Annotated in this window: 13 protein-coding genes; 8 read left to right on the top strand and 5 right to left on the bottom strand. The window is 71.9% G+C overall.

Going from position 1 to position 12,364, the window contains the following annotated elements; genetic code table 11:
- Window position 1 precedes the first annotated feature (1 nt).
- Entirely contained in the window at window positions 2-988 is a 987-nt protein-coding gene (locus LNK82_RS03205; protein WP_230565383.1) for a gluconate 2-dehydrogenase subunit 3 family protein, read from the bottom strand.
- 209 nt (window positions 989-1,197) lie between these two features.
- Here LNK82_RS03205 and LNK82_RS03200 point away from each other — a divergent pair, with 209 nt between their 5' ends.
- Together LNK82_RS03200 and LNK82_RS03195 are read left to right on the top strand one after the other, a co-directional pair.
- Window positions 1,198-2,352: a hypothetical protein gene (locus LNK82_RS03200; protein WP_230565440.1), complete on the top strand. Its 1,155-nt coding sequence runs from the start codon at window positions 1,198-1,200 to the stop codon at window positions 2,350-2,352.
- A 47-nt stretch (window positions 2,353-2,399) separates the two neighbouring features.
- A complete protein-coding gene (locus LNK82_RS03195) occupies window positions 2,400-3,494 on the top strand; it encodes a hypothetical protein (RefSeq protein ID WP_230565382.1) in 1,095 nt (364 codons plus the stop codon).
- Window positions 3,495-3,512: 18 nt separating this feature from the next.
- On the opposite strand, the gene LNK82_RS03190 is transcribed toward LNK82_RS03195, so the two are convergent.
- Window positions 3,513-4,016 carry an inclusion body family protein gene (locus tag LNK82_RS03190; RefSeq protein WP_230565381.1) on the bottom strand — a complete coding sequence of 168 codons (504 nt, stop codon included), beginning with the start codon at window positions 4,014-4,016 and terminating at the stop codon, window positions 3,513-3,515.
- 276 nt (window positions 4,017-4,292) lie between these two features.
- Window positions 4,293-4,898 carry a TetR/AcrR family transcriptional regulator gene (locus tag LNK82_RS03185; protein WP_230565380.1) on the bottom strand — a complete coding sequence of 202 codons (606 nt, stop codon included), beginning with the start codon at window positions 4,896-4,898 and terminating at the stop codon, window positions 4,293-4,295.
- Window positions 4,899-4,962: 64 nt separating this feature from the next.
- Between LNK82_RS03185 and LNK82_RS03180 the strand changes: the two genes are divergently transcribed.
- Window positions 4,963-5,874, top strand: coding sequence for an oxidoreductase (locus LNK82_RS03180; RefSeq protein ID WP_230565379.1), 912 nt, complete (start codon window positions 4,963-4,965; stop codon window positions 5,872-5,874).
- Here LNK82_RS03180 and LNK82_RS03175 read toward each other — a convergent pair.
- Both LNK82_RS03175 and LNK82_RS03170 read right to left on the bottom strand, forming a co-directional pair.
- Window positions 5,871-6,491 carry a GyrI-like domain-containing protein gene (locus tag LNK82_RS03175; protein WP_230565378.1) on the bottom strand — a complete coding sequence of 207 codons (621 nt, stop codon included), beginning with the start codon at window positions 6,489-6,491 and terminating at the stop codon, window positions 5,871-5,873. The two genes, LNK82_RS03180 and LNK82_RS03175, sit on opposite strands and share 4 nt — an antisense overlap.
- On the bottom strand, window positions 6,488-7,051 hold the full coding sequence (locus tag LNK82_RS03170; protein WP_230565377.1) for a PadR family transcriptional regulator: 564 nt from the start codon (window positions 7,049-7,051) through the stop codon (window positions 6,488-6,490). Before LNK82_RS03170 ends, LNK82_RS03175 begins: the two co-directional genes overlap by 4 nt.
- Before the next feature lie 126 nt (window positions 7,052-7,177).
- Between LNK82_RS03170 and LNK82_RS03165 the strand changes: the two genes are divergently transcribed.
- The 5 genes from LNK82_RS03165 (at window position 7,178) to LNK82_RS03145 (ending at window position 12,287) form a co-directional block, all read left to right on the top strand.
- The gene (locus tag LNK82_RS03165) at window positions 7,178-7,975 is read left to right on the top strand and encodes a hypothetical protein (protein ID WP_230565376.1); all 798 of its coding nucleotides are present in this window, start codon (window positions 7,178-7,180) and stop codon (window positions 7,973-7,975) included.
- A gap of 54 nt (window positions 7,976-8,029) precedes the next feature.
- Window positions 8,030-8,464 carry a PPOX class F420-dependent oxidoreductase gene (locus LNK82_RS03160; protein ID WP_372470391.1) on the top strand — a complete coding sequence of 145 codons (435 nt, stop codon included), beginning with the start codon at window positions 8,030-8,032 and terminating at the stop codon, window positions 8,462-8,464.
- An 88-nt stretch (window positions 8,465-8,552) separates the two neighbouring features.
- Entirely contained in the window at window positions 8,553-9,386 is an 834-nt protein-coding gene (locus tag LNK82_RS03155) for a vWA domain-containing protein (protein WP_230565375.1), read from the top strand.
- Window positions 9,387-9,394: 8 nt separating this feature from the next.
- A complete protein-coding gene (locus LNK82_RS03150) occupies window positions 9,395-10,180 on the top strand; it encodes a protein phosphatase 2C domain-containing protein (protein WP_230565374.1) in 786 nt (261 codons plus the stop codon).
- A complete protein-coding gene (locus LNK82_RS03145; RefSeq protein ID WP_230565373.1) occupies window positions 10,143-12,287 on the top strand; it encodes a hypothetical protein in 2,145 nt (714 codons plus the stop codon). Before LNK82_RS03150 ends, LNK82_RS03145 begins: the two co-directional genes overlap by 38 nt.
- Window positions 12,288-12,364: the final 77 nt, after the last annotated feature.

The following is a 12,364-nucleotide window of genomic DNA, read 5'->3' as shown; positions in this document are numbered from 1 at the left end:
CTCATCCCCGGTAGTCGGTGTTGCGGCCCAGCGGCGCTTCGAGCGCCGCGCGCCAGTCGAAATCGAAGCGCTCGGCGAGGTACGCCCACGCCGCCGCGCCGTTGTTGCCGCCGTGCTTGGGGTGCGCGAACGCGCCGGTCATCGCGTGGCGGCGGAGCAGGACCAGGAAGTGGCGCGGCTCGCCGTACCGCCCGGTGTCCCAGCCCGGGACGTTGTTCGCGGCCAGCTCGTCGTACAGGTCCATGAACGCCTGCCTGCCCAGCTCGGTCGGCTCGCGGCCGGGGAAGCGGGCGCGCAGCACGCCGTCGATCAGCCGCAGGCACGTCTTGTAGTCGTCGAGGTTGTGCCGTTCCTCGCGGGCCAGCAGCTTGTCGATGAAGTTGACCACGCCGACCGACTCGTCCAGGAGGAACGCCAGCGGGAACTGCCGGTCGCGCTCGGAGCGGCTGAGCCGGTGGTAGAAGTCGCCGAGGAACCGCCGGTTCTCGGCGAGCTGGAACGGCAGCACCTGCGTGACCAGCCGTTCCAGCAGGCGCAGTTCCCAGCGGTCGAAGCTGATCGGCACGGCGCAGCCGTGGGTGAAGAACCGCGACCACTCCTGGCCGTTGTCACCCCGTTGCCGCTGGGGGTTCACGGGGTCGAGCACCGATCGACCGTCCACGGCGAACCGGTAGCGGTGCACCTGTCCCTTGCCCACGCGCACGGTGACGGCCCACAGGTCCGTCGGCTCGTCCAGGAACCGGACCCGGCGCAGCGGCACGGGCGTGTGCAGGTCGCCGAACGTGCCCACGACGCCGACCTCGCGCGCCTGGTCGTCGCGGTGCGCGAACGTGACGTCGTTGAAGCGGTAGGACGTCTCCGCCGACGAACCGTCCCAGTGCGTGTCGATCACCGGGAGGTGGAACGGCTCGGCCACGTCGCCCGCGTCGCGGGCGAGGAAGCGCGTGGTGTGGTTGAGCACGTACTGGTCGTCTCGGGCAACCCGCACGACGGGCATGGTCTTCACCCACCTGATGAGCGCGGGCCGCGGGCCCGGTCGCGAATGGACGGCGCGGAGCAGAACGCGACGCGCACTGGGGACGTCGCATCCGGCCGGGACCGGGTTAGCAGGCCGCCGCCCGATTCAGCGCTACGGGTGAATCCCGCGGCTCCGCCGTAACGAATCTCTTTCACGTCGACGGAGGACCGTTTTTGTCGGTGCCCTCCGCCATGATGTCGGTCGACCGGATCTCGGGGAGGGAGTCGCGGGTGCGGACGCTGATGAGCGGTGCGGCCAGGGTGGACTACGGGCAGCTCTACGTGGAGAGCGGCGAGGCCTCGTTCGCCATGGACGAGTGCTTCGGCGGTCAGGTCAACGGGCTGTGCGGCGGCGCGGTCCCGGGCACGTTGTTCCTGATGATCGGCACGAACGTCGGTGAGGTCGACTTCGCCGTGGAGCTGCACGACCGGCCGCCACCGGTCGGTGCCGAGTGGGAGGACGTGGTCGAGGTGTCCTTCCGCCCCACGGGACCGGTGGCCCTCTACGTCTGGGCGCACGAGGACTCCTGGTCGTTGGACGAGTTGGAGCCGATCGACTACCGGGTCCGCTACTGCGCCGTGGGGATGGACGACGCGCGGGACGACGACTTCCGGAGACCGGCGCGCGATCGCTACGCGCTCCAGTTCTGGCCGGCACCGCCCGAGGCGGACCGGATCGTCCGCCAGACCACCGAGCACGCCGCCTACTGGCACCGCTACGCCGCCAAGCAGCCACCGCCGCCGACCGCCGAGGAGAAGGCCGAAGCCTCACGTCGAGCGCGGGAGGAACAGGAACGCGCCGCCGCCCGGGCACGTCTGGAGGCCGAGGAACGCCGGTGGGGCGGGCGGCTGCCCGTCGACGCGCTGCGGCAGTTGCGCGGGAGGCCGTTGCTGGTGGTGGGACTGGACCGCCCGTTGGGCGAGGCGATCGCCGAGGCCGGTCCGGCGCTCCAGCGGGACGTGGCCCGCTGGGCGGCCCGCCGTGCGTTCACCGAGGCCGGGTTGGCCGAGGTCGACTGGATCGCGCCCGCCCTGGCCGCGATGGACCGGGGCGAGCCCCTGCCGCCACCGTTCGGCGACGAGCCGCTCTGGGAGCTCCTCGACCCGCTGCTCGCCGACGACCGGGTGCCCAAGACGCTGATCAGCTCGCTGGACGGCAAGCGCGACAACGTCCTCCAGCAGGCGATGGCCCTGCCCGCGATCTTCGCCGCGCAGCAGGAGAACCCGTTGGAGGCCGCTCTGGAGGCGCTCTGGGCGGGGGTCACGACGTTCGGCCACCGTCGCCACGGCGTCCTGTTCACCGAACTCCGCGAAGCGTTCCCCGTCCTCGCGTGAACCGGACCGACCACGGCGACGAAGGGAGTTCGAGGGTGCGGACGTTGATGAGCGGGACGGCCTGGGTGCACTACGGGCAGATCACCGTCGAGACCGGCACTGACGTGTTCGGCCTGGGCGAGTGCTTCGGCGGTCAGGTCAACGGGCTGTGCGGCGCCGCGATCCCCGGTGGGTTGTTCCTGTTCACGGGCCTGCACACCGGTGACGTCGCCTTCACCGCGGAGCTGCACGACCAGCCGCCACCGGTGGGCGACGAGTGGGAGGACGTCGTGGAGGTGTCCTTCCGCCCCGAAGGGCCGGCGGCGCTCGTGAGCTGGGCGGGCGAGGAGTGGTGGCCGTTGGACGGCTTGGCCGAGGTCGACTACCGGGTCCGCTACTGCGCGGTGGGGATGGATGAAGGCCACCGCATGGACAACCGGAGCGAGGACGAGCCGACGGTCGAGCGCTACCTGCTCCAGTTCTGGCCGGCGCCGCCGGAGCCGGACCGGATCGTCAAGCAGACCAGCGCCCAGGCCGCCCACTGGCACGCGTACGCCCGCGAACAGCCCGTACCGCCCACGCCGGAGGAGAAGGCCGAAGCCGCACGCCTGGCGCGCGAGGAACAGGAACGGGCCGCCGCACGGGCACGTTCCGAAGCGGAGGAACGCGAGTGGGGCGGGCGGCTGCCCGGCGAACGGCTGAGACAGCTCCGCGGCACGGCGATGAGCCTCGCGTCGCTGGACCGGCCGCTGGTGGACGCGCTCGCCGAGGCCGATCCGGCGACCCAGCGGCAGGTGGCCCGCTGGGCGATCAGACGCGCGTTCACCGCGGCGGGGCTCGCCGACCTCGACTGGATCGCACCGGCCTTGGCCGCGATGGACCGCGGCGAGCCCCTGCCGCCGCCGTTCGAGGACACCTTGCAGCCGTGGGACCGCATGATGGTCGACGAGCGGATCCCCCAGACGGTGGTGACCACCCTAGACGGCCGCTACGACAACTTCAGCCAACAGGCGATGGCCCTGCCCGCCCTCTTCGCCGAAGCGGAACCGGACCCTTTGGCAGCCGCCTGTGAAGCGGTCTGGTCGGCCGTCTCCACCCTCGGCCCCGGTCGGTACGACGCGCTGTTCGACGAACTCCGCAAAGCCTTCCCGGCCATCGCGTGAATCAGCGTGCCGCCGCCGTCAGTCCTGAATGCTGATGAACGGGTCCCAGTAGTAGTAACCCAGCTTCTCACCCGTGTGGTCGAGGATCATGAAGCTGAAGTGGTAGGTGACCGAACCCGTTTGCAGGACGGTGCACTGCCAGTAGAAGCTGTTGATTTTCTGGGTGGTCGGGTGCAACGGGTCGTGACTGTTCGGCAGCGGCTCGTTGACGACCACCGATTTCGCCTCGGGGGTGTCGATCAGGTCCGCCCCCGAGGAGGCGTCGAACTTGTAGAGGACGCTCGTGTACTTGGAGTTCAGGGACAACGTCGTCTCGCGCCACCTGATGATGTCGTCCGGAGAGGCCTTGACGGTCAACTCGCTGCCCGGAGAACCGATGATGTGGTCCTGCCGTGTGGTCATGTAGATCAGGTTGCTGCTGTCGGGAATCGCCGTCGGCCGGTCCGGGTCGGAATTCTTGCCGTACCTCTCGATAATGGTTTCGGCGTCGATGACGATGAGCACGTTGATGAAATCCGACATACCCCAATTCCTCCTGTCACACCCTCCGGAAGATCCGTTTCCAACAATTCCGCACCCACCCGCCGGGCGTCAATCGTCCGTACCAGTGACCCCATTCGACTCGCGTCACCCGCGTTCGACCACGGAAGTATCGGAATTCTCGGCGCCGTGGACTGCGCCCGTCACCCCGTTGCGCCAGGGTAATGCGACGGAAAGTAGAGCTACCCGCACGTGAAGCCGGAAAGGCGCATCTCCGGACTCGGCGCCGCGCCCGGCGGCCCGGTCGACGGGCAGGCGTCACCCGACCGGGCGGGCGCCGCGCAGGAATTGGTCGACCGCGGTCTCGACGAGGCCGTCGAGCAGTTCCGGTTTGACGATGTTGCCGTTGATGATGGTGGCGATGCCCTGGAGCGTCGCGAACAGCACGATGCCGATCCGCTCGGGGTCGCCCGCTTCGAGCGCGCCTTGTGCCTGCCCCTGCCTGATCAGGTCGTCCATCAGCCGGAACGGCGCCTCGGCCGCCTCGACGATCCGCTCCGCGCCCGGCCGGTGCTTGCTGCTGTACATCAACTCGAGGAGCGCGGCGTTCTCGGTGGCGAACCGGGTGTAGGCCGTCATCGTCGCCCGCACGCGTGCCGGGAAGCCCTCGCCCGCGCCCGCCAACGCGGTGCGCAACGTGGCCTCCAAGCGGGCGAACCCGGCCACGGCGAGGGCGTCGAGCAGCGCCTGGCGGTCCGGGAAGTGGCGACGCGGCGCGGCGTGGCTGACACCGATCTCCCGGGCCAGGTCGCGCAGCGACAGCTGGTCCGCGCCGTGCTCGCGCAAGCCGCGCTCGGCCGCGTCGAGCAGTGCGGTGCGGAGGTTCCCGTGGTGGTAGGGCCGCTCCGGGGTTGCTTCGGGCACCGAGCCACCCTAGCGAACGGTGTTTTCGTTGACAACATAGTTGTCAGTGCCTACTTTGTAGCTCATGACAACATTCACCGCCTCGGACGTTCCTCCCCTGCCCGGCCGGACCGTCGTCGTCACCGGCGCCAACAGCGGGATCGGCCGCGTCACCGCCCGCGTGCTCGCCGCCAAGGGCGCACGGGTCGTGCTGGCCGTGCGCGACCCCGAGAAGGGCCGTGAGGCCGCCGCCACCATGACCGGGCACGTGGAGGTCCGGCGGCTCGACCTCGCCGACCTCTCCTCGGTCCGCGCGTTCGCCGACGACTTCACCGACCCCGTCGACCTGCTGATCAACAACGCGGGCGTGATGATCCCGCCGCTCACCCGCACGGCCGACGGCTTCGAGCTGCAGTTCGGGACCAACCACCTCGGCCACTTCGCGCTCACGAACCTGCTGCTGCCGCGGATCCGCGACCGCGTCGTCACCGTCTCGTCCAACGCCCACAAGGTCGGCACGATCGACTTCGACGACCTGAACCGGGAGCGCAAGCCGTACCGGGCGATGTCCGCCTACGCGCAGTCCAAACTCGCGAACCTGCTGTTCACCGCGGAGCTGCAACGGCGGCTCGCCGCGGCCGGCTCACCGGTGATCGCGACCGCCGCGCACCCCGGCCTGGCGACCACGAACCTGCTGAAGTCCGACGGTCGGCGACGCGTGCGCGACCTCGCGCAGAAGGCCGCGACCGGCCTGCTCGCGCAGAGCGAGGACGACGGCGCCCTGCCGACGCTGTACGCGGCCGTGGCGGACGTCCCGGGCGACAGCTACGCGGGCCCGAGCGGTTTCCTGGAGGGCCGAGGCGCGCCGAAGCTGGTCGGCCGCTCGGCCAAGGCGCGGGACGCCGGGACGGCACGCCGCCTGTGGGCGGTCTCCGAGGAGCTGACCGGAGCCGTCTTCCCCTGGCCCTCCCCGCAGGCCGCCCAGCCGACGCCCTAGCCGGGTTGAACGGGTTGGCGCAGCACCGTCCTGAGCCTCGCGGGCGCGGTCTTGCGGGGGTCGCCGACGTAGACCTCGTGGTGCAGCCCGGTCATCCGCAGCCCGTTCGCCGGGAGCCACTCGTCGTGGAGCCTGGCCAGGATCGGCCCTTCGTCGTCATAGGACCCGATGTGCAGGACCTGGGCGCTGGTCCCCTCGTGCAGGACCTCGCGACGCAGACCGCCGATGGCGGGGAGCTCCTTCTTGGCCGACGCGACCTGCTTGGCCTCCGCGATCGCCTCCTCGGTGATCCAGTCGGGTTGGCTGATGAGCATCCGCCAGTGCCAGGAGTCCTTGGCGCGGGCGGTGAAGACCGCCGGGTCGTCCGCCCACCACAGCCCTTCCAGCGGCGCGACGACGAGGTCGCGGCCTTCGCGCTTGCTCGCGAACTTGATCGTGTAGGCGACGGAGTAGAGCGCTTCGACGGCGTTGGCGTACTCGGCGCTGGTGTTGGGGTCGCCGCGCCCGTCGACGGCGATGAACTGCTGCTCGGGCACGTCGACGAGCGCCCAGTCGGTGTTCTTGGGCGCGTAGAGCTGCTTGAGCTCCCGCTTGACGTCGTAGCGGTCCGGGCTCATGTTCCGCCGTCCTCCTGGTCGGGTGACTCGGTCAGTTCGGCCCGGTAGGCGGCCAGCCAGTGCTGTTCGGCCGTCAACTGGGCCAGGGAGTAGTCGAAGATCGCGCGGGCGAAGCGGGGCGCGTGCGGTTGGGCGGCGACGGTCGCGCGGAGCTCGGCGATCTTCTCCGCCACCGAGGCGGCACGGTGGGCGAGCGCGGCGCGGAGCCGTTCCGGCGGGATGACGGGCTGGTTCGCCAGCCCGACCAGGACTCGCGGGAACACCGGCTGCAGTTCGGTCACCGCCGCTTCGGCCGCCCGCGCGCACGCCCGGCGCCCGTCCTCGGTCGGTCCGAAGACCTTGCGGGCCTTGCCCCGGCCGGACGGCGACGGGTCGACCTCCACCACTAGGCCGCGGTCGCGCAGCTTTCCCAGCAGGTAGTAGATGGAGCTGAACCCGATCTCGGTCCACTCCCTCATGCCGCGGGCGGTGATCACCTCTTCCAGCTCGTAGCCGTGCCGGGGTCGTTCGACCAGCAGACCCAGCAGGGTCAGTTCGGCGGGGGTCAGCTCCGAGGGCACCCGCCTATTCTAGTACTAGAATAGGCGGGTGCGGAATCCAGGGCAGACGGTCGTGTTCACCGAGCGCCACCGCCGGCACCGGAGACAGACTGGACGGACAGTTCCGTGGCGCGGGAAGGATGTCCGGTGAAGGCCCGAACGACCGCCGTGCTCGCCGTGTGCGTCGCCGCCGGTCTCGTCGCGAGCCTGGTGCTCCTGCGGCGGTCCGGGCCGGACGCGCCGTCACCCTCGTCGGACGCGCCGACGGCCGGGGCGGACGTGCGGGTCGGCGTCGGGATCAGCGATCGCGACGCCGAGCAGGGGTGGTTCCTGATGGCGTCGGAGGAGGTGGCCCGCCGGACCCCGCCCGAGGACGTCTCGGACTGCCGCGCCTTGCACGCCTGGGCGTTGCGGGAGGGCGCGCTCCCCGTCGGCGACGCCGCGCACACCGTCACCTTCTCGGCGGACCGCCGCACCACGATCGAGAGCACCTACATGCGGGTCGTGCCGGATCCGACGCCCTACCCCGGTGAGCACGCGCCCGTGGTCCGGCTCCTGTGCCTGCCCCGACCCGGCGCCACGCCCCCGTTCCCGGAGCCCGCCGAGGCGCGCTTCCACGTCAACGGCGACCCCCGGCCGCTGACCTTCGACGAACGGCACCAGGTCGAGCCGGGCGCCGCCGCCGGGTTCGACGTCGTGATCGACCTGACCGGCACGACCGGCCCGTTCGCCTACCGCGTCGAGATCGGCGTCGCCGAGGGCGGCGGGTTCCGCATGGTCCCGGTCAACGGCGGCGACGACGTGTTCTTCGCGACCGAGGACGGCGGCGGCATGGGGTACTGGCCGGCCACGACCACGTGGACGATGAGCCCCACCCGCACCCGGACGCACTGCCCCGCGGTGACCGATCCGGCCCCGGACCGGCAACCCGGATGCACGAACTGACCGTGGCGCCCTCCGGCCATAATCGGTCGTGGTGTCTTCGGCGCGGAGGGCGACGTGGAGTTGGACGAGCAGGTCAAGGCGCGGCTGCTGGCGCCGACCTTCTGGCACGTGGCCACGGTGAACCCGGACGGCTCGCCGCAGGTCACCCCCATGTGGGTCGACCTGATCGGCGACCACGTCGTGTTCAACACGGCGCTCGGCCGGGTGAAGGAGGAGAACCTGCGCCGCGACCCGCGGCTGTCGCTGTCCTGCGTGAGCACCGACAACCCGTACGACCGGGTGGAGATCCGGGGCCGCGCGGTCCGGTTCGTCGTGGGCGACGAGGCCGAGCGCGGCATGGACCTGTTGGCGCGGAAGTACCTCGGGACCGAGCGGTACGAGTGGCGGATCCCCGGCGAACGGCGGGTGATGGTGCTGGTCGAGCCCACTCACGTGCGCCACACCGTCGGTGTCGAGCCGTTCCGGCGAGGCATCCTGCCGGAGGGCTGAGTGGTGACACCGGAACCTGCCCGCCTCGGTGGGCGCTAGCCTTTCGGGTGATCCACACACCGTCCCGTGGGAGAGGTGGACACCCTTCGTGACCTACGCAGCCGAGATCAGCCGCGCCAACCCGTCCTGCTTCGTGTTCCTGGTCGACCAGTCGGCGTCGATGAACGACCCGATCGGCGGCGGGCAGCAGCGCAAGGCCGACGTGGTCGCCGACGCCATCAACCGGCTGCTCGCCGAGCTCAGCGTGAAGTGCGCGAAGGAGGAGGGCGTCCGCGACTACTTCCACGTCGCCGTCATCGGCTACGGGCACGCGGTCGGCTCCGCGTTCACCGGCCCGCTCGCGGGGCGCGACCTCGTGCCGCTCAGCCAGGTCGCGGAGAAGCCCGCGCGGGTGGAGAAGCGGACGAAGAAGGTGCCGGACGGCGCGGGCGGGCTGGTCGAGACGACGACCCGCTTCCCGGTCTGGGTCGACCCGGTCGCCCACGGCGCCACGCCGATGTGCCGCGCGCTGACCTCGGCCGAGTCGCTGGTGTCGGACTGGGTGGCCCGGCACCCGGACAGCTTCCCGCCGATCGTGCTGAACCTGACCGACGGCGAGTCCACCGACGGCGACCCGGCCGGCGCCGCGTGGGGCGTGCAGACGCACGTCACCGCGGACGGCGCGGCGCTGCTGTTCAACCTGCACGTCTCCGCCGCCAACGCCGTGCCGGTGACGTTCCCCGACACCGATGTCGCGCTGCCGGACGCCTACGCGCGCACCCTGTTCGGCATGTCCAGCCTGCTGCCGCCCCACATGCGCTTCTACGCGCTCCAGCAGGGCCTGCCGGCCGGCGACCTGGCGCGCGGGTTCGTCTACAACGCCGACATCACCTCGCTCGTGCAGTTCCTGGACATCGGGACACGTGCGACGGACCTGCGCTGAGCGGCGGCATGGTCACCTCTTCCCTCCGCGTGCCCAAGCGGGGCAGCACACCGCGGGAATGCGAGGACGCCGCCCACGTCGTGGCGGTCCCGGACGGGCCCGTGCTCGCGGCCGTGGCCGACGGCGCGTCGGAGAGCCTGCTCGCGGGCGAGTGGGCCGACCTGCTGACGCGGACCGTCGCCGACGCCGCACGGGACGACGACTGCGCGTTGCGGGACGTGGACCGGTTCGCCGGGGCGCTGGTGCGCGCCGGCGAGGCGTGGGGCGAGTGGCTCGCGGACTACGTGGCCGGGCGCGAGGCCGACGACCGCCCGATCGCGTGGTACGAGCAGCCCAAGCTGGACCGCGGCCCGCACGCCACGGTGCTCGCCGCGCGGTTCGACACCGATCCGTCCGGGGTGACCCGGTGGGATGTCGCCGCGCTGGGTGACAGCTGCCTGTTCCACACCCGCGACGACCGGCTGCTGCGCGCGTTCCCGATCGAGTCGGCGGAGGCGTTCGACAACGCGCCGGGCCTGGTCAACGCGTTCAACCGCGACCACGAACTGCTGGCGCGGCACGTGCGGGCGGTGTCGGGCACGGCGGAGCGCGGCGACGGGTTCTTCCTCTGCACGGACGCGCTCGCCGCCTGGTTCCTGCGGGCGGCCGACCGCGGCGACCGACCCTGGCAGGTGCTGGCGGAGTTCACGCGATCGGATGATCTCGACGGGTTCACGGCCTGGTTGGCGAACGCACGGGCGGAAAGGTTGATGCGCGATGACGACGTCACCGTCGTCCACGTCGACCTCGGGTGACGAGCCCACCGGCGCGTTACCGTCGGGCGCGACCTACGTCGAGGCGTTGCAGGACACCGCGCTGTGCTTCCGCGGCACCGACCTCGCCGGGGCCGACGTGCGGGTCGACGCGCTGGGCCGCCCTCGTGCGATCTCCGGCAACTTCGCCGGCGTCTTCTCGGTGACGGCCGCCGACGGCACCCGGTACGCGCTCAAGTGCTTCACCCGCGAGGCGCCGGAACAGGCCGCCCGCTACCGCGCCGTCGGCGAGCACCTGGCGCGCCTGGACGACGACTGGACGGTCGGCTTCGACTACCTCGCCCGGGGCATCCTCGTGGAGGGCGTCTGGCACCCCGTGCTGCGGATGGAGTGGGTCGAGGGGGTCAACCTCCTGCGCTGGATCGACCGGCACGTCGACGATCCCGCGGCCGTCTCGCGCGTCGCCGAGCGGTTCGCGGACCTGGTCGACCGGCTCGCCGCGGCGGGCGTCGGGCACGGCGACCTCCAGCACGGCAACCTCCTGATCACCGCCGACGGCACGATGAAGCTGGTCGACTACGACGGCGTGTACGTGCCCGCGCTCGCCGGGCTGCCCGCCGTCGAGACCGGGCACCGCAACTACCAGTCGCCCGACCGCACCGCGGCCGAGTTCGGCCCGGAGGTCGACCGGTTCTCGTCCTGGGTGGTCTACCTGTCGCTCGTGGCCCTGGCGACCGAACCCTCGTTGTGGCGGCAGCTGCGCGACGAGGACGCCGAGCACCTGCTGCTCGCGGAGTCCGACTTCGTCGACCCGGCGGGCTCGTTCCGGCTCGCCACGCTCACCGGCCACCCCGACGCGCGCTTGCGCGGGCTCGCCGAACGCTTCCACGAGATCCTGCTCCACCACCGCGCCGCGCCACCGCCGCTCGAACGACTCGGCGGCGTGGAGCTATCCGGCGTGGAGCATTTCGGGGACCTGGAGACGGTCGGCCCCGGCTTGCCCGCGTGGGTGGCGGAACGCCTCGAACCGCACCTGCCCGCGCCGCCGCCCCAGGTGCGGTTCGGCCGTCGCGCACCCGCCCTGGCCGCGCTGACGTGGGCGCTGGCGGTGCTGCTGCCGTTCGGCGTGCCGGCGGCGATCCTGGTGGACGAGGCGCTCGCGGTCGCGGACGTGTCCGCCGTGCTGGCGTGGGCGGCGGCCACGGCGGCGGGTTACCGGCGTCAGCCCGAGTCCACCCGGGCGCGTGACGCGCGGGCCGAGCGCAAGCGGCTCGCCGACGCCCGCCTGGCCGCCGCCGCCCAGGCCGCGCGGGTCGACCGGGCCGCCCGGGAGGTCGCCGAGGCGACCGAGCGGGCCAAGGGGGAGCAGGACCAGCGGCGCCGGGGCCTGCAGCAGTGGCACGACCAGCGCCTCCGCGCGCACCAGCGGACCGTGAAGGAGCACCTGGACCGCATCGACCGCGACCGGCAGGGTTCCTTGGCCCGGATGCACCTGGAGGAGCAGCGGCTGCTGGTCCGGCGGCAGAAGGCGCACCTGCGCGCGGAACTGGCGAAGTTCCGCCTCGCGACCGCCGGCGTCGAGGGCGTCGGGCCGAAGCAGATCGCCAACCTCGAAGCCGTCGGCATCCGCACCGCGGCCGATTTCGTCGGCGTCCGCTACGAGGCGGACGGTCTGGACCGGGTGGCGATCTTCGTGCTGGTCGACGGTCGCGCGGTGAGCGCCGCGAGGGTCGGCGAGGTGTCCGCGGTGCTCATCGACCAGTGGCGGGAACGGCGCACCGCCGAGGTCGAGGCCACTCGACCCACCACGCTGACCGAGGTGGAGCAACGCGCGCTCCGGATCCGGTTCGGCGCGGAGCGGGCCCGGCTCGACGCCGAGCACCAGCAGGTGCTGGCCGAGGCCGAGGCGCGGTTCGGTGAGCTGCGGGCCGAGCTGCGCGCCGCACAGGTCGCTCTCGCGGACGAGATCAGGACCGCCAACACGACGACCGCGCACACCCGCGTGGACCACGACCGGGCGGTGACCGAAGCCGCGGTGCGCCTCGAACGCGCCGAGCGGGCCGCCGCCGAGGGCGTCACGCGCGCCGACGCGTTCCGGCCCATCACCTACCGCCGGTACCTCCGGTTCCTCCTCACCGGTCGGAACTGAATTCTCGCCACCGCGTCACGGTCCGCCGCGACGTCCGGCGATCGCCAAGTGAGACCGCGAACTGAAGCGGGACGCCG

Origin of the sequence: Saccharothrix luteola, assembly GCF_020859565.1 — a bacterium.
Taxonomy (GTDB): Bacteria; Actinomycetota; Actinomycetes; order Mycobacteriales; family Pseudonocardiaceae; genus Actinosynnema; species Actinosynnema luteola.
This window is presented reverse-complemented; position numbering and strand designations above follow the sequence as displayed.